The sequence below is a fragment of the Gottfriedia luciferensis genome (assembly GCF_002156865.1).
Classification (GTDB): domain Bacteria; phylum Bacillota; class Bacilli; order Bacillales; family Bacillaceae_G; genus Gottfriedia; species Gottfriedia luciferensis.
This window is the reverse complement of record NZ_NCTA01000046.1, coordinates 1-21743: the sequence shown is the minus strand read 5'-3', so window position 1 is coordinate 21743 and position 21743 is coordinate 1. Positions and strand designations below refer to the sequence as shown.

21 protein-coding genes are annotated in these 21743 nt (G+C 32.2%); 4 read left to right on the top strand and 17 right to left on the bottom strand.

The window, feature by feature from the left end:
* Positions 1-151, top strand: a 151-nt coding sequence (locus B7R67_RS19245) for a thioredoxin family protein (RefSeq protein WP_142289593.1), incomplete at its 5' end; no start/stop codon positions are given.
* Positions 152-168: 17 nt separating this feature from the next.
* A complete protein-coding gene (locus B7R67_RS19240; protein WP_088072606.1) occupies positions 169-747 on the top strand; it encodes a DUF1444 family protein in 579 nt (192 codons plus the stop codon).
* Here B7R67_RS19240 and B7R67_RS19235 read toward each other — a convergent pair.
* From B7R67_RS19235 to B7R67_RS19185, 11 genes are all read right to left on the bottom strand, one after another.
* Positions 744-1064, bottom strand: a complete 321-nt coding sequence (locus B7R67_RS19235) for an iron-sulfur cluster biosynthesis family protein (RefSeq protein ID WP_088072605.1) — start codon at positions 1062-1064, stop codon at positions 744-746. The genes B7R67_RS19240 and B7R67_RS19235 overlap by 4 nt on opposite strands.
* A 21-nt stretch (positions 1065-1085) precedes the next feature.
* Positions 1086-2144 carry a lactonase family protein gene (locus B7R67_RS19230; RefSeq protein ID WP_088072604.1) on the bottom strand — a complete coding sequence of 353 codons (1059 nt, stop codon included), beginning with the start codon at positions 2142-2144 and terminating at the stop codon, positions 1086-1088.
* Positions 2145-2278: 134 nt separating this feature from the next.
* The gene (gene fsa, locus B7R67_RS19225; RefSeq protein WP_088072603.1) at positions 2279-2944 is read right to left on the bottom strand and encodes a fructose-6-phosphate aldolase; all 666 of its coding nucleotides are present in this window, start codon (positions 2942-2944) and stop codon (positions 2279-2281) included.
* 49 nt (positions 2945-2993) lie between these two features.
* Positions 2994-3887 (bottom strand): phosphogluconate dehydrogenase (NAD(+)-dependent, decarboxylating), encoded by an 894-nt coding sequence (gene gnd, locus B7R67_RS19220; RefSeq protein ID WP_088072602.1) that lies wholly within the window; start codon positions 3885-3887, stop codon positions 2994-2996.
* Between the two features lie 91 nt (positions 3888-3978).
* Positions 3979-5973, bottom strand: coding sequence for a transketolase (gene tkt, locus B7R67_RS19215; RefSeq protein WP_088072601.1), 1995 nt, complete (start codon positions 5971-5973; stop codon positions 3979-3981).
* 3 nt (positions 5974-5976) lie between these two features.
* Complete coding sequence (gene zwf, locus B7R67_RS19210) at positions 5977-7488, bottom strand: glucose-6-phosphate dehydrogenase (RefSeq protein WP_088072600.1); 1512 nt, start codon at positions 7486-7488, stop codon at positions 5977-5979.
* Between the two features lie 559 nt (positions 7489-8047).
* Positions 8048-9241, bottom strand: coding sequence for a DUF445 domain-containing protein (locus tag B7R67_RS19205; RefSeq protein WP_088072599.1), 1194 nt, complete (start codon positions 9239-9241; stop codon positions 8048-8050).
* Positions 9242-9377: 136 nt separating this feature from the next.
* Positions 9378-9803, bottom strand: coding sequence for a GNAT family N-acetyltransferase (locus B7R67_RS19200; protein WP_235822217.1), 426 nt, complete (start codon positions 9801-9803; stop codon positions 9378-9380).
* A gap of 157 nt (positions 9804-9960) precedes the next feature.
* Positions 9961-10779: an SPL family radical SAM protein gene (locus B7R67_RS19195; RefSeq protein WP_208615673.1), complete on the bottom strand. Its 819-nt coding sequence runs from the start codon at positions 10777-10779 to the stop codon at positions 9961-9963.
* A gap of 20 nt (positions 10780-10799) precedes the next feature.
* The gene (locus B7R67_RS19190) at positions 10800-11318 is read right to left on the bottom strand and encodes a methylated-DNA--[protein]-cysteine S-methyltransferase (RefSeq protein ID WP_088072597.1); all 519 of its coding nucleotides are present in this window, start codon (positions 11316-11318) and stop codon (positions 10800-10802) included.
* A gap of 522 nt (positions 11319-11840) precedes the next feature.
* Positions 11841-12413 (bottom strand): DUF1836 domain-containing protein, encoded by a 573-nt coding sequence (locus B7R67_RS19185; RefSeq protein ID WP_088072596.1) that lies wholly within the window; start codon positions 12411-12413, stop codon positions 11841-11843.
* 142 nt (positions 12414-12555) lie between these two features.
* On the opposite strand from B7R67_RS19185, the gene trhA reads away from it, so the two are divergent.
* Positions 12556-13203, top strand: a complete 648-nt coding sequence (gene trhA, locus B7R67_RS19180; RefSeq protein ID WP_088072595.1) for a PAQR family membrane homeostasis protein TrhA — start codon at positions 12556-12558, stop codon at positions 13201-13203.
* 68 nt (positions 13204-13271) lie between these two features.
* Here the strand turns inward: trhA and B7R67_RS19175 are convergent, their stop codons facing one another.
* From B7R67_RS19175 to B7R67_RS19150, 6 genes are all read right to left on the bottom strand, one after another.
* Positions 13272-14399: a Ger(x)C family spore germination protein gene (locus B7R67_RS19175; RefSeq protein WP_142289592.1), complete on the bottom strand. Its 1128-nt coding sequence runs from the start codon at positions 14397-14399 to the stop codon at positions 13272-13274.
* Positions 14389-15495: a GerAB/ArcD/ProY family transporter gene (locus B7R67_RS19170; protein ID WP_088072593.1), complete on the bottom strand. Its 1107-nt coding sequence runs from the start codon at positions 15493-15495 to the stop codon at positions 14389-14391. The genes B7R67_RS19175 and B7R67_RS19170 overlap by 11 nt, the downstream gene beginning before the upstream one ends.
* On the bottom strand, positions 15482-16978 hold the full coding sequence (locus tag B7R67_RS19165) for a spore germination protein (protein WP_088072592.1): 1497 nt from the start codon (positions 16976-16978) through the stop codon (positions 15482-15484). Before B7R67_RS19165 ends, B7R67_RS19170 begins: the two co-directional genes overlap by 14 nt.
* 223 nt (positions 16979-17201) lie before the next feature.
* Positions 17202-19052, bottom strand: a complete 1851-nt coding sequence (locus tag B7R67_RS19160; RefSeq protein ID WP_088072591.1) for a PTS fructose transporter subunit IIABC — start codon at positions 19050-19052, stop codon at positions 17202-17204.
* A 10-nt stretch (positions 19053-19062) separates the two neighbouring features.
* Positions 19063-19974: a 1-phosphofructokinase gene (pfkB, locus tag B7R67_RS19155; RefSeq protein ID WP_088072590.1), complete on the bottom strand. Its 912-nt coding sequence runs from the start codon at positions 19972-19974 to the stop codon at positions 19063-19065.
* Positions 19971-20726, bottom strand: a complete 756-nt coding sequence (locus B7R67_RS19150) for a DeoR/GlpR family DNA-binding transcription regulator (protein ID WP_088072589.1) — start codon at positions 20724-20726, stop codon at positions 19971-19973. Before B7R67_RS19150 ends, pfkB begins: the two co-directional genes overlap by 4 nt.
* Before the next feature lie 374 nt (positions 20727-21100).
* On the opposite strand from B7R67_RS19150, the gene B7R67_RS19145 reads away from it, so the two are divergent.
* Entirely contained in the window at positions 21101-21601 is a 501-nt protein-coding gene (locus B7R67_RS19145; RefSeq protein WP_088072588.1) for a DinB family protein, read from the top strand.
* The last annotated feature ends 142 nt before the right edge of the window (positions 21602-21743 follow it).

The following is a 21743-nucleotide window of genomic DNA, read 5'->3' as shown; positions in this document are numbered from 1 at the left end:
TCAATTTATTGAGTTATGCCAAGAACTAGATATCTTTGGAATACCTAGCTTTGTAGCTTTTAATAATGGCGAAGAAATTGGGCGATACGTAAATAAAGATCGTAAAACAAAAGAACAAGTAGAAGAGTTTCTTGAAGGACTTAGAGGTTAATAAGGTAGGTAAAACAATTGGCTAAAAAAACAACGTTAGACATAAAAAAAATGATAGAAAATCGCCTTGGTAATGAAGAATGGCGTTTTATATATGATCGTGAAAAAGAAGACCTTCGAATTGAAGGGATTGAAAGTAAAAAAGGAATGAGTGTCTCTTTAAATAGTGCAGTTGCAAAGTATGAAGCTGAAGGCGAAGTGGCATTTAATGAATTAATTTATTATGTCAAAGAGGCACTTTCTGCAATGCACACTGTGACTGTTTTTCTTGAGGACCAAGTTCGACCAGTTATACGAGCTACTTCGTTCCCGACCGAAAAGGAAGAGGGAAATTCATTTGTTACAAATGAACATACAGCCGAAACAAGAATCTATTATGCAATTGACTCAGAAAAAACGTATCAACTAATTGATGAAAATTTATTAAGCAAATCTGGCTACACAAAGGAAAAACTTCATTCGATTGCAGTTTTAAATTTACAGAAGATGCCTGTCCAGGTAAAAGAAGACATAGTTGCTGATAATACTTTTTATTTTGTGCGAACAAACGATGGTTATGATGCAAGTAGAGTCCTGAATAGTACATTTATTATTTAATCTTCTTTAATAAATGTTAATCCAATACGATTATTAAAAATTTGATTTCTGTTTTTGAAAATAAAAGAACCATTTTGATAATCAATTACTAATTGGTCTTCATAAACATCTTCAAAATTTTTGTTTACCCTGAATTCAAACTGATCTCCAATGATCATTTTTTCATTGGGACCACATGGTCTTTTATTAATAACTTTTATTTCATAAATGTTATTAACTACATCACAACTACCTCGGTCAAATTCTAATTGTAGTATTTTTGTATTATCTACTTTACCTAATATTTCTTTGGCAGCATCAGTTATTTTAAAATCCATCTTAAAAACCCCTACTCTATCTTAAACATTTAAAAATTTTACACATACAGCTTCTGGAACTTGTACATCTGAATGGATCACTGCAAGTTTACCAGTTGTATTATTTCTAGCATATAAAACTAGATTTCCTGACATTTCGTTTGACGCGATTAAATAGTTTTCAGAAGGATCTAAAACGAAATCTCTTGGCCAATTCCCTTCACTTGAAACAATTTCCACTAAATTAAGTTTCCCAGTGTCTTGGTTTACTTTAAATACAGCGATACTATTATGTCCACGATTACCAGCATAGACAAATTGACCATCTTTTGAGATATGGATCGCACTTCCTTGGTTATTTTCAGTAAAATCATTTGGAATCGTTGAAATATACTGTAATTCAGTAAAGCTTCCGTCATCCTCATTTAATTGAAGAGCAATTACTTCCGAACTAAGTTCTGTCATAATATATGCAAACTTTCCGTTCGGATGGAATGTAATATGTCTAGGTCCGCTGCCAGGTTTAACAGATAAACTGTTAACTTCAATTAGAGATTTATTTTCAATTTTATATGTAATTAATTTATCGATTCCTAAATCGACAGCTACAACATATTTTTCATTAAGTGTATAACCTGAAAAATGTGTATGAGGTTTTTCCTGTCTTTCTTTATTTAATCCAGTACCTTCATGCTGGATCACGGAAGAAGCTTCATTAGCTAGTCCAGCCTGATTTACCTCATATAAGTCAATCGTTCCTTTATGATAATTTGCGGTAACAAGCTGTTGTTTACGGCGATCAATGCTAATATGACAAGGTGAAGCACCTTCAGTTAGCTGATCATTTAATTTTTTTAACTCTCCGCTGTTTTCTTCAATTGAAAAGGCCGCAATACCACCTAGATTCCCTTCTTTTACAACAGCGTATAGATTCTTATTATCTTCACTAATTGTTAAATAAGTTGGATTTCCAAGGTTAGCTACAGCTTTTACATCTGTAATTCTCTCTTTTTCTGTATCTAAAGTAAATTGATAGATACCTTTGCTTTCACTTTTCGTATAAGTCCCTACGTAACCAACAAATTTTTGATTCGAATTCATCACGATTCCTCCTCTATTTTGTAGATTTTTATGTAAATACCCCCATTTCAAAGCTACAAATTTAGTTTCAATGAAGATGGGGGTTATTTTTAACTCATTTAATCTTACTTTCGATTAATAAGTTTGATTATTTATTATAAAGTTGTTTTTGCCCAATCAGCTGCAAATTTTTCAATACCTTGATCAGTTAATGGGTGTTTTGATAACTGCTCAATTACACTGTAAGGAATTGTCGCAATATGAGCTCCTGCTAATGCTACACGTGTTACGTGGTCTGGGTGACGAACTGATGCAGCAATAATTTGAGTATCCATGTTGTGAACTCGGAATAATTCTGCGATTTTAGCAACTAATAATACGCCATCTTCAGAAATATCATCTAAACGACCTAAGAATGGTGAAACGTAAGTAGCACCTGCTCTTGCTGCTAATAATGCTTGGTTAACAGTAAAGATTAACGTTACGTTTGTTTTTACACCTTTTTTTGTTAGGTAACGACATGCTTCTAAACCAGCAAGTGTCATTGGTAATTTAATCGTAATGTTTTTATCTCCACCATTGATTTTAATAAGCTCATCCGCTTCTGCAATCATTTCTTCAGCAGATACCGCATTTGGTGTAACCTCAGCAGATACTGATTCTACTTCAGGAACTAATTTTAAGATTTCTTCGATACGATCTTCAAATTTAACTCCTTCTTTAGCTACTAAAGATGGATTAGTCGTTACTCCTGATAATACGCCCATTTTATAAGCTTTTTGAATGTCTTCTACATTAGCTGTGTCAATAAAAAATTTCATTTTTGTATTTCCTCCATTATTTAGGGATACTTACTATTTTATACAATATTTATTTCTTTTCAACTGCATGTCCACCAAATTCATTACGAAGAGCTGCAACAACTTTACCTGTGAATGTATCATCTTCTAATGAACGGTAACGCATTAATAATGACATTGCAATAACCGGTGTAGCTGCTTGTAGGTCAAGAGCAGTTTCAATCGTCCATTTTCCTTCACCAGAAGAATGCATAACCCCTCTAATTTCGTCTAATTTTGCATCTTTAGAGAATGCATTTTCAGTTAATTCCATTAACCAAGAACGAATAACTGAACCATTATTCCATACTTTTGCAACTTTTTCATAATCATAGTCAAAATCACTTTTCTCTAATACTTCAAAGCCTTCACCGATTGCAGCCATCATACCGTATTCAATTCCGTTATGAACCATTTTTAAGAAATGTCCACTACCTGCTTTACCAGCATATAAGAAGCCATTTTCTACTGCAGTATCTTTAAAGATTGGTTCTACGATATCCCAAGCTTCTTGGTCTCCACCAACCATATAACAAGCACCATTACGAGCGCCTTCCATTCCACCAGAAGTTCCAGCGTCCATAAAGCGGATGCCGTCTTCTTTTAATTCATTATAACGTCTAATTGACTCTTTATAATGTGAGTTACCTGCTTCAATAACAATGTCACCTTCTGATAAGAATGGTTTGATCTCACTGATTACAGAATCTACAACTGCGTGTGGAACCATGATCCAAAGTATTCTTGGTGTTTCCATGTTTTTAACTAACTCTTCTAAACTTGAAGCACCAATTGCTCCAAGATTTTTCATTTCTTCAACAGCATTTGCATTAACATCAAATGCAACTACTTCATGATTATGATCCATTAAATTTTGCCCTAAATTTAAACCCATTTTTCCTAGTCCAATTAAACCAACTCTCATTACATATCCTCCCTAAACATCCACTTTTATATTATTGTTTTTCTCTAAGTAAAAATTTTTATGTTAAAAGAATTAAATTACTGTCAATCAATCAAGAATTTAATAAACTTTTACTAACATTTACAACGTTTTCTGTGCTAAATCCAAATAATTCCATTACTTCATTACCTGTACCTGAAGCACCAAAAGTCTCAATCGAGATTTTTTTACCTTTGAAACCAACATAACGTTCCCAACCTAGTGAGATCCCCATTTCAATTGAAACTCGGTTTAAAACATTTGATGGTAAAATTAATTCTTTGTACTCATCTGATTGTTGATCGAATAGCTCCCAACTTGGCATTGATACAACACGAACTGATAAGTTTTCTTTTTCTAATTCTTTTTTACTGTTTACCGCTAAAGAAACTTCAGAACCAGTTGCGATTAAAATTAAGTCAGGTTGAGCATTCGTTTCAGTTAAAATATATCCACCTTTAGATAGATTCTCTACATTTTTAGCTGTTTCTTCAAATACTGGTAAATTTTGACGACTTAATACAAGTGCGATTGGACCTTCTGTATTTTGTAATGCATAAGCCCAAGCGTTAGAAGTCTCGTTTGCATCCATTGGACGAATAACTGTTAAACCTGGAATAGCACGTAAAGCAGCTAAATGTTCAACTGGTTCATGTGTAGGACCATCTTCACCTACTGCAATTGAGTCATGTGTAAACACATAAGTTACTGGTAATTTTTGTAATGCAGCTAAACGAATAGATGGGCGTAAATAATCATTAAATACAAAGAATGTACTTACAAATGGTTTTACACCACCGTGTAGAGCCATACCGTTTGCTGCTGCACCCATTGCATGTTCACGTACTCCAAAGTAGATATTACGTCCAGCATAAGATTCTACTGCAAATTTGCTTTCATTTTTAATATCAGTCATAGTTGAATGAGATAAATCAGCGCTTCCTCCGAAAATTTCAGGAACTGATTTAACGTAGTGATTAATTGCTTCTCCGCTTGCAACACGTGTTGAAACAGCTTTTTCAGTGTCAAAAGTTAAAATATTATCTGTATCAATTAATACTTCTCCTTTGATCGCTTTTTCAAGTTCTAAAGCCAATTCAGGATATGCTTCACGGTATTGATTGAATGAACGTTTCCATTCTAATTCCATTTCACTACCTTTTTGTTGAATTTCACTAAAATGAGCTTTCACTTCTTCTGGAACGTAGAAGTCTTCCTCATAATTCCATTCGTAAACTTTTTTCGTTTCCTTCGCTTCTTCAACACCTAATGGATTACCATGTGCTTTATTAGTACCGGCAACTTTCGGACTACCAAATCCAATAATCGTTCTGATTTCAATAATTGTAGGTTGAGTAGTGTTTTGTTTAGCAAGCTCAATTGCTTTTGAAATTTCTTCATGATTGTTTCCATCTTCTACTCTTAAGTATTGCCAGTTGAATGATTCTGCTCTCTTTTTCATGTCTTCTGAATAAGAAAGATTTAACGTACCATCTAATGAAATATCATTTGAATCATAAAGAACAACAAGTTTGTCAAGTTTCATATGACCAGCAAGTGACATTGCTTCATATGCAACACCTTCCATTAAATCGCCATCACCAACTAATGCATATGTGTAGTGATTAATAATCGAATGATCCTCTTTGTTGAACTTAGCAGCTAAATGAGCTTCAGCCATCGCCATACCGACTGCAGTTGCGATCCCTTGACCTAAAGGACCTGTTGTTGCTTCGACTCCATCTGTATGACCAAATTCAGGATGTCCTGGTGTTTTACTATTTAGTTTACGGAAATCTTTTAAGTCATCGATTGAAACATCATAACCTGCAAGATGTAATAAGCTATATAACATACTTGAACCATGACCAGCTGAAAGAACAAATCGATCACGGTCAAACCATTTTGAACTTTTTGGATTATGTTTTAAATGATTTGCCCATAGAGCATACGCCATTGGAGCAGCACCCATTGGTAAACCTGGATGGCCAGAATTCGCTTGATTAATTGCATCAATTGAAAGTGTACGAATAGTATTGATTGATAATGTAGAAATATTTGTATTCATATTTTATATACTCCTTTTTAGATCTCGTTCGTTTTCATCTGTTGATTGTAAAATCTCTGTATCTAGCCACCATTTAAATCCATCTTTCTCTAATAAATGGTCTGCAGCCTCAGGTCCAAATGAACCAGATTTATATGTGTGAAGAGGAACTAGATTTTCTTCAAATGCTTCTAAAATAGGTTGAACCCATTCCCAAGACATCTTAACTTCATTCCAATGAGCAAAAAATTTCGCATCACCACGAAGTGCATCATGAACTAATAATTCATAGGCCTCTGGTCGGTCATTTTTATTCGCAAAATATTCTGCTTGTACAGGTTCAATATTGCCATCTATGTTTTTACTATTTAAGTAGAAAGAAACTCTTTCATTTGGATTGATTTCAATCACCAATAAATTTGTTCCATTTTTTTGTTTGTTTTTATTTGAAATGTTTTGAATCGGGCTTTTAAATTCAAACACAATTCGAGTTGATTTTTCCTTCATTCGTTTTCCGGTACGGATATAAAAAGGTATCCCTTTCCAGAAATCATTTTCAATCCAAATTCGTGCAGCTACATACGTATCATTTTTGGATGAAAATTCAATACCTGGCTCCTGTCTATATGCAACCACTTTCTTCCCATTTAATTCACCAGAACCGTATTGTCCACGGATGACATTAGATGCAACATCTTCTTTTGATAATGGTCGAAGAGATTGAAGTACTTTTTTCTTTTCTGCTCGAACATCGCTTGCAGAATTCTGATTTGGTAAATGCATAGCCGTCATCATTAGCAGCTGTAGCATATGATTTTGAAACATGTCACGAATCGCTCCAGATTTGTCATAATAACCTGCACGCTCTTCAACGCCAACTGTTTCACTAGCTGTAATTTGTACGTTTGCTATATATTGATTGTTCCATAGTGCTTGTAATACTGGGTTAGCAAACTCTAAAGCTTCTAAATTTTGAACCATTGGTTTACCTAGATAATGGTCAATTCTATAAATCTCATCTTCGTTAAAGGATTTACTTAATTTTTCATTTAGTTCAATAGCTGTTTTTAAATCACGTCCAAATGGTTTTTCAATAATTAGACGTTTCCAGCCAGTAGTATTACCTAATCCACTTTCTTTAATATTGGATGCTATTTGATCAAAAAATTCTGGTGCTACCGATAAATAAAATAATCTATTTTCAAGAATATTTAATTCTGTTTCACGTTTTTTGACTAAATTCAACAACTCAATGAACCCTTCTTTATTCGTTATGTCTAATTGTTGATAACGAATAGATTCTAGAAATTCTTGGACCATCATTAAATCATCTAAAGAACGTCTAGAGAAAGTAGCTAGAGATTGTTTTACTTGATTTTGAAATTCGATATCTGAAAATTCTTTTCTGCCAATACCGATGATTGAAAAAGCTTTTGGCATCTTTTCATCAAGATAAAGATTATATAATGCTGGAAAAATTTTTCGTTTTGCTAAATCACCTGTGGCTCCGAACAATACAAATGACATAGAATCCATAAACTAAACCTCCTTAAGTCGAACTTTTAATAATTAGTACTGATAAAAAAATATATCTTTAATCCATCTAGTGTTTTAAGAGAGATAATTTTAATTCAAATAGTTCATTTAAATTATTTTTACGGAAAATATTTTTTACCCTTACATATAATACATGAAAATTTTTTTTATTACCATAAAAATGCTTAAGTTTCTAATTATTGCCATTCATTAAGAGCAGGAACTAGGAAAAGCAGGAGAAATTAAGGAATAAATATCCTTATATCCCATAAAAAAACCTTAATTAACTAACTCGTTAATTAAGGTCAGATTGTTGAAATAATCTTTTCAAATAATTATCAAATTTTCATAACGGAAGATAGTGATGTTCATTTCCACTACAGGATGCTCGCTTTCCATGGGGCGAAACCTGAGCCTCCTCGGCAAGCCTACGGGGTCTCAGCCTTTCCGCTATTTCCCATAGGAGTCGAGCATCCTTTCGTTCCAATCAACTTTTTCTACAATGAAAGTAATCATTAAAAAACCATTTAAATACAATTTTAAAACGAAAAAAAGAATTCTATTGAGAAATAATCATTCTAATTGATGTTAAGATTATTCCAATGATAAATCCGCAAACTGCTCCGTTTACACGAATCCATGTTATATCTTTTCCAATTTTATTCTCTAACAGATCTGTTATTTCTTCAGTAGATAATTTTTCAATATTAAATCGAACTAGATCCCCTATTTTATGGTGATATTTTTCGATTAAATTAATTAGTAAAGTTTTAAACCCTTTTTCAATACTCTCAATGAAATCAGAGGTTTTAATAAATCCAATACTATTTCTTATTGTATTTAAAAGAAAATTTTCATCTGCTATTTTACTTCTTACTAATCTAATTGCTTGTTCTACTAAATAATCATACCCTTTATTTTTCCATTCATCTAATTGACGAATGATATGTTCATTTGATTTATTTTTTTCAGCTTCTAATCGTATAAATGATAGGATAAACTTTCTTCTATCACTAGTTGGATCTTTTAATTCGCCTAATAGGTCAATCAAACCGCTATGTATAAATTCAGTTATTTTTTCCTCTCCAATCATCGGTAGAAAAGCCTTTATCATAAAAAACTTTCTCTCAATAAATTGAATAACCTCTTTACCAATTAATTCTTTAATATGAGGTAAACTAACAGTTTCTTCAATTTTAGTAATTAAAAATTCATATGTTTTAGCGTCCCACTCATTTTTAATGACAGTATCCATAGCATTACTTAATAATTTTTGAGTAGATAATGAATCAATTGTCGGTTTAAATGTTTTCAACAGAAATTTTTCGATTGTCTCATCTTGAATTGAACCACCAAATTGTTGGATTGATTTGATTATCTTCGTTTTCGTTTCATCGTTTTCTAATAATTCCTCAAATGCATTTATCCCTTGATGAATCCAATTTCGCTCTTCTACTTTTTCGATTAAGCTTTCTTTACTTAACCATTGATTATTTAGCGTACTTAATATACCTTCTGTTATCTTTTCTCTATTTTTAGGTAATAGAGCTGTATGTGGAATCGGTATACCTAGTGGATGACGGAACATAGCAGTTACAGCAAACCAATCTGCAAGTCCACCAACTAAAGCTGCCTCAAATCCACCAGATAGAATCTGAAATATTTTAGATTGAAACGGCATTGTAACAGCAAAACCACATGTTGCAACAAAAAGAGAAATATTTGCTAGCCGTTTTGAATTTTTTTCTTTCATTTACTAAAAGCCTCCTAAATCTATTTGAAAATAGTATATCATTCATTGGATTGAATGCTAAATTCAAAAATACAAAAATTTTTCAATTTAGAGGCTCTTTCTTATTGAGGAAAATTAACGTACACATATTAGAAACTTACAAAGTCATTTGAAAATGATGACAGGTTATGTTTAATTTATTTTTCAGGTAAAATCGATGTGCATCATATCTTTGTACCCCAGAGTCTAGATGAAATTGTTGGCAATGATTATCCTTTGCTTCTTGAACTAACCAATCCCATAAAACTTGCGCATATCCGTTTTTACGAAATTTTTCATTTGTAATTAAATCATCAACATAAAGGTATTTCCCCCAAGCTAACGATTCAGTTATACGGTACCCAGCAACTGCTGTTACTTCTTCATTCTCAACCACGGCCACAAGATGATAATCATGATTATTTTTTAAACGATTAATTGTGGCAATGAAATCTTTCTCATTCAAGTGAGGTCGTAATCGGCTTACAGTCTGAAACGCTTTCACTATTTCTGAATCTGTTTTCAAAAATTTGACTACTGACAATATATATCTCTCCAATCAAAATGATATTCATTTTAAAAGCAGGAATAAGGAAAGGCAGGATCAAGGAGGGAGAAAAGAGATTAAAAGACTTTAACGAATTTTATTGGATTTCCTTTAGGTATTCCTGTCCTATATGCCTTCCCTGCTTTTCCTGCCCCTAACGTTCAAATCCTTTTTGACTTATAAAGATTTGACTTTCTGAAAAATAATTTTTAAACCGTTCATAAACGAATTTATATGCTTCAGGTCCATACCATTCTTCTAAACCAAGCTCTTTATATTTCGTCTTAATATCAAGACGTGTCGTTCGTTTCCCTCCGCTCCCATCGCCCATAAAAAAATCATCGATACAAATCCTATTTACTAGTTTAGATAAAATTATTGGTAATTCCTCGCTACTTGGTAAAATTGGGGCAATTGTAGCTTGAGTAGGTATTCCAGCTTCTCTAAGTTTTTCAATTGCTTTCAATCGTGCTTTAATTGGTGGAGCATACGGTGAGAAATATTTTCTAATTTCATCTAAGTCTGTTTCAATTGTCATACTTACACGAATCTTTTCCTTAAATTGTTTTAAAAGATCAATATCTCTTTTTACTAGAGGACTTCTTGTTTGAACGAATAAAAAGTCCGGTGGATTCTGGAGCATTACTTCTAACAAACTTCTAGTTACTCTTTCATTCTGTTCAATCGGTTGATATGGATCAGTACTTGACGACATAAAGATCGATACCTGGCCTTTGTTTTTAGCATTTTTCAATTCTTTTTTTAGTAAAATTGCAGCATTTTGTTTAATATCAACCCAACTACCCCATTCTTTTTTTCGAAACAATGAAACAGGCATTTGTCTTACATAACAATAGGAACATGCAAATGAACAACCAGTGTAAGGATTTAATGAATGAGTATATCCTGTTAAAAAACCTGTACCTTTATTTAAAATAGTCTTTGAATTTTTAAAGCATATTTCGTTTTCCAACCTCATATCTCCTTAATCGTTCAGATTCGAGATTCTAATTCTAGAAGATTTAATTTCATATCCAATCCACCACGATAACCCGTTAAAGATCCATTTTTCCCTATCACTCGATGACAAGGAATGACAATTAATATTGGATTTGCGCCAATTGCTGTACCTACCGCTCGGACAGATTTTGGTTTATTAATTAAAGTTGCAATATCGGAATACGACTTAGTTTCTCCATAATTTATGGAGCAAAGCGCATTCCATATTGCATTTTGAAATGGTGTACCATGGAAATCAAGATTAAACGTAAAATTAGTCCGTTTTCCATCCAAAAATTCAATCAGCTCTTCTGAGTATGGCAACATTATTTCACGATCTTCGATTAAATCAAAACGCTTGAAATATTTATTTTTAAATGCTAATAGCTCATTTATGCTTTCTTCATGTGAACCTACGAAACATAAACCTTTTGTTGTTGAAGCGATATGAATCTTCCAATCTTTATGCTGTAACAATGTCCAAAAAACTTTTTCATTTGAATTTATTAACATATTTATTCTCCGATCTAATCAATTTCTCAAACAGTCAATTCATCTATTATTTATTATAAACTTAGATAAGCTTAACTGGTTGATTTAAAAATGAAAAAGCAAGAAATTATAAAGTTATCTTAAAAAGAAGGTTGATTTCCGTTCCAGAACGCTCGCTTTCCATGGGGCGTGAGCTGAGCCTCCTCGGCAAGCCTGCGGGGTCTCACCCTTCCCGTACTCCCATAGGAGTATAGCACCTTCCACTCCAATCAATGTCTTTAAATATTCTTTACTTTAAATTCTATAAAATAGAAACTATAAGCATTAAAAGAACCTATTATAGAAATAAACACTGAAACAATTTAAGATCTCAATTGTTTCAGTGTTTAGAAAAAGTCATATTAAAATTTAATTGTAAAACTATTCTCAATATATTCAAGCCCAGTTAAGAAAAGATTAACTATCTTCAATAACGAGCCCATTGATTATCCAAGTAAGTTATCATGTGTATCATATGAAACAAAATATCAATTCTATAACTACTTATTTATGACTTTCCATCAAATCTTTTACTAACTTCTCTGCCGCAGTCTTGTAAAAATTGCTTACATTTACGAAAGATGAGATTAATAATAATTGCTCATAATACGCTTTACTTTCATCGTTAATGTCAACTAATTCATTTTCTACATTTTCAACGATTAATTGGAGATCATTGTTGAATTTTTCATAATTCAAATCGTTTAAATGTAAGAAGCTTGAATAGATTTCTTCTAAGTTAGTATTTTCATTATGGATGATTTTTTGGTTTAAACCACTCAATGTTTCTTTTATATCATTTATCGAAAGCGCCCCTTTTAGATGATAAATTAAACTAATTAAAATGATGTGGTTCTTTGTGTATTTCTTATTTTTTATAGGGAAAAACAATTTAGCTTTAGCATAGTTATTTATCATTGTTTTCGTTAGAACTTTTTCGTCTGAATGAGATTTCGAGAATTTATTATCGAAAAGTTGGATTACCTGATCCATATATAGATCTATATCTGGAATATCTTCTAATAGAATTTTATGATCTAAGGCTAATTCTTCAATTGATTTATTTATATTTTTCATTTTAAGTCCTCTAATGATTGAATTTTATAGTTTCATTGTAGCATAAAAAATAATCACTTTAAACCACTTGACTATATAACGTCGTAAGTGATAACTTTATATGTAGTTATCAAAACTACATAATAGAGTTGGAGGAGTTACAATGGTGAATTTTATGCGTGAACCAATTAATTCACTTACTCATTTAATTGGTGCTTTACTTTCATTAGTTGGACTATTGGCAATGATTTTTAAGACGACTTATTCTGGTGCGAGTGCTTTGCAAATTTCAGCAGTCATCGCATTTGGAATCAGTATGATTCTTTTGTATTCAGCTTCAACCACTTACCATATGGTAAAAGCAAGTGATAAAATTATCGCTTTTTTAAGACGAATGGATCATTCGATGATTTTTATTTTAATAGCAGGTACATATACTCCTTTTTGTTTAATTAGTTTAAATGGCAAAATTGGATGGATTATGTTTTCAATCGTTACATTCATCGCATTTTGTGGGGTCCTATTTAAACTTGTTTGGTTTAATTGTCCCCGTTGGTTATCAACTACTCTTTATATTGCTTTAGGCTGGGTCATTATTATTGCATCTTCACCACTTTCAGACGCAATCAGTACTAAAGGGATGTTTTCATTGATTTTAGGAGGAGTATTTTATACAGTAGGTGGCTTAATATATGCAGTGAAACCTAAATTTTTATCTTTAAAAAATTGGGGATTTCATGAAATCTTTCATATTTTCATCATGCTAGGCACACTTTGTCACTTTGTCTGTGTATATTATTTCGTGATCTAAAGTAACTAAATTTCAAAAAAAGACCATCCAAAAGGTGTAATTATACTTTACGGATGGTCTTTTTTTAATCATTCTAATATTCCTGTACCTACAATTTTCACATCAACGTTCGGCTTAATCGAAATGTTTGGATATTCTTTGTTCCAATGTATTTTTTTCCAAACGTTAGGATGAAATGAAATTAATTGTCTCCCTATTCCAAGTGCATCGCAGTTGGATTTTTGAAGTGTCTTAATAACTTTCTCTGTTTTAATCGTTAGTTGCTTCGATAGTTCCTTATTTAATTTTTTAACCTCTTTAGTAGAGTACAACTTATCCTTAGGATATTCTAGCGCCTCTACTTCTAATTTTAAATTCATATTAATGGTTATTTTATTTTTTTTTGAAACGCTTATTTTCATTTTCGGTTTATTTTTTTTCACTTGAATTGAAATATATCTTTCTCTTATATCCTTTTTTTTCGGATTAACCTCTAAAGTAAATCGAGCGTACTTCTTCAATTGATTTTTTAATAAAAGTAATAAAGTTGGTTCTTCATCTAGAAGATTATATCCCGTATAAATTTGCCCATTAAATAAAGCTAATCCTGCTATACTAACTACTTTCTCTTCATTTTTTTGTATAAGAGGGAGTACGACATCGTTACCTGGATCAAAAATGAGCGTACAAATTGATTGTACATTTTCCTCTGGGACAATTGTTTGCTGTTCCGCTGTCGTAATCAATTTAAGAATATCTTCACCAATAAGAGTTTCCTCTACCATTTTCAGATTTAAAATTTCATCTGCTCTTCCCATCGCTACCACTACTTTTGCTCCTAGTGAACTTCTAGGGTCTCTATACACAATATCGAATATTGGATAAATATCTTGTTTAGCTAGTGTATTTCCTAATACTAATACTCTTAATTTATTAGTAGCATAATCCCCAGGAATCATTCGGTGTAGTTTCAACCGATTATCAGACAATGTTTTTCCTTTTGAATTTAAGATGAAATTTGTTGTTTTTGCTTGAGTTGGATCAGTACTTGCTAGTGCGTTAGTTCTTATTACAGTTGTTACGAGTATATCATCATCTTTTTCTAAGTCATAACCTGAACTATAGACAATTTTAGATTCTTTTAAAAGTCTTTGATCCCAGCAGCTTGTTAAAAATAACATGCAACATAAAGTTAAGGATATGAGTTTATACTTCATATGGATTACCAATTTCTTTCCTTTTTCTTAAAATTGATATGATTAATAAGATCAATGGAATGATGAATATGAATAAATAACTAGTATAAGAAACATACGTACCAAAGTTTGATAGAAAAGTTTCATCTTGAGGTACGAAAAAACAAATTGCTGAAATCAGAATTCCTATCATAATCGTTGTTTTGTTATGATTTTTCAGTTTTAAGATTCTGCTTATTCCAAAACTAGATAAATATAGGTAAGTAACAACAGAAGTTAAAATTGGAACTACCCAAATCGATAGAAATATTAAATCCAACCGCTCAACTACTTGAAAAGATAATGCTTTTAATAAATATAGAATTGGTTCAGGAACAATTTCTATTTCAGCTGAACTAAAGCTCATATAACTTGTAATTAAAAAGAAAGTATATAAAAGTGTAACAAAACTAATCGCTAGCGTAGAACATTTTAATATACTTTTTGGATTTCCTTTAACGAATGGAAATAATACTAAAAGAAACTCAAAACCGAGCATTGACACGAGCGTATCATGTGCACCAAGGAGGATATTTTTCGCTCCAGTTTGTCCGATCGGAAATAAGTATTTATAATTCACATATTTATAGGAACAGAATTCCAAAAATATTAAAACTACAATTAGTACACATGCAAAATTAAAAAATCGACCAATCACTTTTAAGTTTTCTTTTGCCAAATACATACCAATACCAACAATAAATAAAATTAATACATATGGTGGTGTAAATGTAAGTATCCATTTTTTCAACACAGAAATGGCAAGGATCACGACAAAAATCGTAACGATAAAGAAAAATAATACATAGAGAAATGAAATAAAATTTCCAATATATTTCCCAACAATTTTTGACGAATAATCATAAATTGTATCATTTGGAAATCTCTTACCAAGTAACCACATAATGAATACTAGAAAAAACACTCCAAGACCTGCAACAAGTCCTGAAATCCATCCATCATGTTTAGCGTGCTTGTGAACTACATATGGAAGTGATAATAACCCTACTCCAATTTGGGATTGGATGATGGTAAATGTAAGTTGAGTTTTTGAAAGCATTTTTTCAATTTTCATCATTTTCCCATCCCCTAGAATTATTTTCGCGTTTAAATTTCTTTGGTAAAGGTGCAAACGGACGCTTTTTCATTTTCCATGCAGGTGCGCGAAAGATTGTATCTTTCAAATCAGATGACCTAAATGGAGCAAAAGGTGCAAAATAAGGTGTTCCAAATGATTCTAGTTTACAAAGATGAATTAGTATGATACTAAGCCCAAAAACAATTCCGATTAACCCAATTAATGATGCTAGAAACATTAATGGAAAACCAAGTAATCTTACTGAAGTCCCAATTTCGCTATCAGGTACAACAAATGAAGCAATTGCTGTAAGAGAAACAACTACAATCATCGTATTAGAAACTAAGTTAGCTTGTACAACAGCTGTTCCAATTACTAAACCACCTACTACACCAAGTGTTTGTGCAATTGGACTTGATAGACGTATAGCTGATTCCCTTAGTAATTCTAATGTCGTTTGCATTGCAAGAGCTTCTACTAATGGTGGATATGGCACATTTTGTAATGAACCCTTTACGGTAAAAACAAGGTCAATCGGAATAATTTCAAAATGGAAAGAAACTAATGCGATATACATTGCAGGTAATGAAATTGCGATTAAGAAACTAACTAGCCTTATAAGACGAGCAAAGGACCCTACCATCCACCGACTATTATAATCATCAGGTGATTGATAAAACGAAAAAAAAGTTATTGGCATGATAAGTGCAGTTGGACTTCCATCTGTTAATATCGCAACTTTCCCTTCCATTAAATTTCCTGCAACTCGATCAGACCGTTCTGTTGTAAGCATTTGTGGAAATGGAGAATAAGGATTATCTTCAATGAATTCTTCTAGATTTCCTGGTGAGTAAATATAATCTGCATTTATATACGAAAGTCTTCTAAGAACTTCCTTTATTAAATTCTCATTTGCGATGGTATCAATATATAAAACTGCTAAAGAAGTATCTGATTCTGACCCTACAGATAATTTTTTTATCACAAAGTTAGGGTTGGAAATTCTTCTTCGTACTTGATTAATATTTGTTTGTAAGGATTCTACAAAACCATCATGTGGTCCACGTAAATTTTGCTCATTATTCGGCTCTTTAATTGCTCTATTTTGAAAAGATGTAGTATCTAAAATAAATACAGCTTTTTCATCTTCTATGAAAATGACTGTATTCCCCTTTACAATACTAAGTAAACATTCATCAAACGAATTAGACACTTTTACCTCTTGGATAGCAACCGTGTTCAAGATCGTTTCCTTTGGATGATTGATTAATTGTTGAATGACCTGCTTTTCAAGGATTTCTCTATTTACAACTGTACTTAAATAAACAACTACAATCTCTTTATTATGAAAGCTTAAATTACGAGTCGATAAATCACTCGTATTAGATAAATATTTTTTTATATTTTCGATGTTACTATTTAAATGATTACTAATTTGAATATTTGTTTTTTTACTTTTATGGTCATGTTTACTAGAACGCATTTATGCATTTCTCCCAGTATTACTAATTCAATAAGTTTATTTTGTGTGAATTAGTACTTATTATGCATACTTAATACCAACATTTGTTGTAGCTAACGTTTTTCCACTGAGTTTACACCTAAAAAAAAGAGGTGTCATCTAAGTCCAATTAACTTAGAGACACCTCTTAAAATGTATAAAAAAAGTAATTCTTATTTGGAAAATCAATTTCTAGATTTTTAGGTTATTCAGTAACTCTTTTTTTCCAAATACCTAACATGATTGCTGTAATGAATGCACCTATAAAAATGACGAATAAATACATAAAAGGTTTATTCACTAATGGAATAACAAATATTCCACCATGCGGAGCAGGTAATGTAATACCAAATGCCATTGCCAAACCTCCAGCAATTGCAGAACCTACAACTGAACTGACAATTACTCTTACAGGGTCAGCAGCAGCAAAAGGAATCGCACCCTCTGTTATGAATGATATTCCCATTATATAGTTGGTAATACCAGATTTTCGTTCCATTTCTGTAAACTTTGATTTAAAAATAGTAGTAGCTAATGCAATTCCTAATGGAGGTACCATACCACCTGCCATTACAGCAGCATGCGGGCCAAAATTATTTGCAGCAATCGCTGCAATACCAAAAGTAAAGGCAGCTTTGTTAATTGGTCCTCCCATATCTACTGCCATCATACCACCTAAGATTAAACCTAGTAAAATAGCATTTCCACCATTTAAACTACTTAACCAATGAGTTAGTCCAGAATTTAAATACGTTACTGGTGGATTTACTACCAATTCCATTAAAACACCTGTAATTAATAAACCGAATACAGGATATAAAAGAACTGGTTTAATACCTTCCAACGAATTTGGTAAATTAGAAAATAATTTTTTAAGTCCTACTACAACATATCCTGCCAAGAAACCAGCGATTAATCCACCTAAGAAACCAGAACCTGCATTCGCAGCTAAAAATCCGCCAACTACCCCTGGTGCAAATCCAGGACGATCTGCAATCGAACTGGCAATAAAACCTGCTAAAATTGGAACTAAGTAACTAAAGGCTCCTGTACCACCAATTTTCATTAGTAACTCAGCAATTGGTCCTTTTGCGTGAATCCCACCGAAGGCAAATGCTAAAGCGATTAGAATTCCTCCACCTACTACAAAAGGTAGCATATTACTAACACCATTCATTAAGTGCTTATAGATACCTAAACCATTTTTCGGAGAAGATTCTGCAGATGACCCTTTATTATTTGAATGGAATATTGGAGCTTCTTGTTTAACTGCTCGTTCAATTAATTCCTTTGGCTTACGAATCCCTTCTGCAACAGGAACTTGTATAACATGTTTTCCATCAAATCGGTTTACATCTACTTGTTTATCCGCTGCAACAATAATTGCTGTTGCTCTATTAATGTCATCGATTGATAGTTCATTCTTTACTCCAGTTGATCCATTTGTTTCAACTTTTAGATCGACATTCAATTCCCTTGCTTTTGCTTTTAACGAATCAGCAGCCATATACGTATGAGCAATTCCCGTCGGACATGCTGTTACTGCTAATACAAATGGACGGGATGAATCTTTTTTTATTTCTTCTTCATCTGAATTTAAAGTTTTTTCTTTATGATCGATTAATCTAATCACTTCATCTGCATTTTCTGCACCTAAAAGTGAACTACGAAACTCTTCATCCATTAATAACGTTGAAAGTCTTGATAAAGTTTCTAAATGTGCATTGTCCGCACCTTCACTCGCCGCAATCATAAAAAACAAATGAGCTGGTTGTCCATCTAGTGAATCATAGTTGATCCCTTCATTAGATCGACCAAATGCTATCGAAGGTATTTTAACGGCAGAAGTCTTAGCGTGCGGTATCGCAATTCCTTCTCCTATCCCCGTTGTACTTTGACCTTCTCTTTTTAAAATTGCTTCTTTAAATAGCTCTTTATTATTTAATCTTCCCGCTTGATCTAATACATCTACAAGTTCATCGATAACTGAATTTTTCGAAGTTGAATCTATTTCAATTAGAACTGTATCTCTTTTAAGTAATTCTGTTATTCTCATGTGAATCCCCCTATCCCTTTTGAATCGAAACTTGATCTAGTAACTCTTCAATTTTTTCTTTTTTTGTTAAATCTTCTGAAAATGCAGTTGCACTTCCTGAAGCTACCCCTACCTTAAATGAAGTTTCTATACATTTTGTTTTCACAAATGTTCCTAAAAATCCAGCTACTAAAGAATCACCTGCTCCAACAGAGTTTAAAACTTTTCCTTTTGGCACAGTAGAAGTATACACAGACGTATTGGATAATAAGATCGCCCCATCACCAGCAAAAGAAATACATACATTTTGCGCACCCATCTCAATTAGTTTTCTACCATAAGGAATCGCTTGGTCAATTGATGTAATTTTTACATCAAATAATTCACCTAATTCATGATGGTTCGGTTTAATAAAGAAAGGTTTATGCTTTACCACGTCCAGTAATACTTTCCCACTTGCATCTACAACCATATTGATTCCGTTTTCATTTCCCCATTTAGTAAGTTTTTCATACATGTCAGCTGGTAGTGTATGAGGAATATTACCTGCTAAAACTACATAATCTCCTCCTTCCACTTGCTCCAACTGTTTAAAAAATTGATCTAATTTTTCTTCTGAAATTGCTGGACCCTGTCCATTTATCTCTGATTCAAATTGAGACTTTAATTTAATGTTAATTCTAGAATCCCCTTCTACCCGTACAAAGTCTGAAGCAACATTCTCTTTTTCTAATACATTCACAATAAAATTGCCTGTAAAACCGCCTACAAATCCAAGTGCAACACTTTCAACATCTAATCGTTTCAATACTCTTGATACGTTTATTCCTTTTCCACCTGGGAACTTATTTTCATTTTTCATTCGATTTATTTTTCCTAATTGAAAATCATCAACTTCTACGATGTAATCAATTGAAGGATTTAGTGTAACTGTATAAATCATTCTTTCACAACCTTTATCAATGCTGTTTTTTCCTCAAATTGTTTAATAAGTTCATCATCAACTTCGTCTGTTATGATGATTGCTTCAGAAAGATCTCCAATCTTTGCAAAACTTGTTTCACCAAATTTACTATAATCAGCTAATATATACTTTTTTTCAGATACTTCGATTGCCGTCTTCTTTACAAAAGCCTCTTCAGGATCTGGTGTCGTAAAGCCATACTTCAGATGTACCCCATTTGTTCCAATAAAACTTTTATCAAAACGGAAATTCAGAAGACTTTCGGATGCTATATTCCCAATCAAAGCTTTTGTATGCCCTTTCATTTTCCCGCCAATAAGATAAGCTGTAACTTCATTTTCGAAAAGAGCTTCAACATGCATTAAACCATTTGTAACGACTGTTACATTCAAACCTTTTAATAGCGGTATCATTTCAAATGTTGTGCTACCTGCATCAAGATAGATACAATCACCTTCATTAATTTGAGCTACAGCGAGTTGAGCGATTAATTTTTTGCCATGAACGTTTTTGGATGTTTTTTCAACCATACTCAGTTCTGTACCTCTGTTATTAATTGAAGCTGCTCCTCCATGTACTCTTTTTAAAAGATTCAAAGATTCTAGTTCAACTAAGTCACGTCGAATTGTTGATTCTGAAGTATTTGTTAATTCAACGATTTCTCTTAATTTAACGATTCCCATTTTTTTTACTAAATCTATAATGAATTGTTGTCTTTCAGGAGTTAACATCTATTTCATCCTTTCATATTAGCAAGTATAAATTACAACAAATAAAAAATCAATCGTTTTCAACCAAAAACATTCAAAACCATTCAAAACCATTCAATTTCTAGTGTATTACGATCTAACACTACTACTTTCAATTTGTAAGTTAGTATTAAACACCTATATAGATTAAAAGAGCTAATTTACAAAAAATACCAAATTATCATTATAATCCCACCAAATTATTCGTATAATTAACATGATGGCGATCAAACTTTATATCCTTAGTTATTTTCATTGAATTGTTCAAAATTGCTTGCTTCTTTATGTTTTGATTTTAATTTACTTTTACTAAAATTTATATTTTCTACTTGATTAAATGAAATGGGGAATGACTTATGAAAGAAAATATTCAAATCCGAAATGAACTATTTGAAAGCATTAATAACCTAACCGACGATGAATTAAATAAAAAATTAAGTAAAGAAAAATGGTCAATCATGCAAGTACTAGAACATCTATTTCTAATGGAATCTAAACTTGTGAAACTAATGACTCGTACTTTTAATGAAGCACCTCCAAAAGTAATTTCAGATAAACCGATTCATTTAGTCAACGACCGTACGATGAAAGTAACTTCCCCACCTCATTTTGAACCGACTGACGAGTTTATTTCAAAAGCAGAGATTTTAGCAAAATTAAATCAATCTAGAAAATCATTAATTGATTTTGTAGAGCTTACAAAAGAGCAAAATTTAGAGAATAAAGGAATGCCTCATCCATTTTTAGGCGAAATAAATTTAAAACAATGGATCCCTTTTATAGGAGTTCATGAAAAACGTCATATTGAACAAATTTATGAAATAAAAAATGAAATTGTAAGTGCAGGTAGAGAATAGGAAGATTTGGGTAAGGACGATGCATTTTTTGAATCGTTCAACTGATTATTATTTAAATAGTTCCTTAATAAATACTTATATTGATGAATAAGTTAATTGGAACGAAAGGATGCTCGACTCCTATGGGAAATGCGGAAAGGCT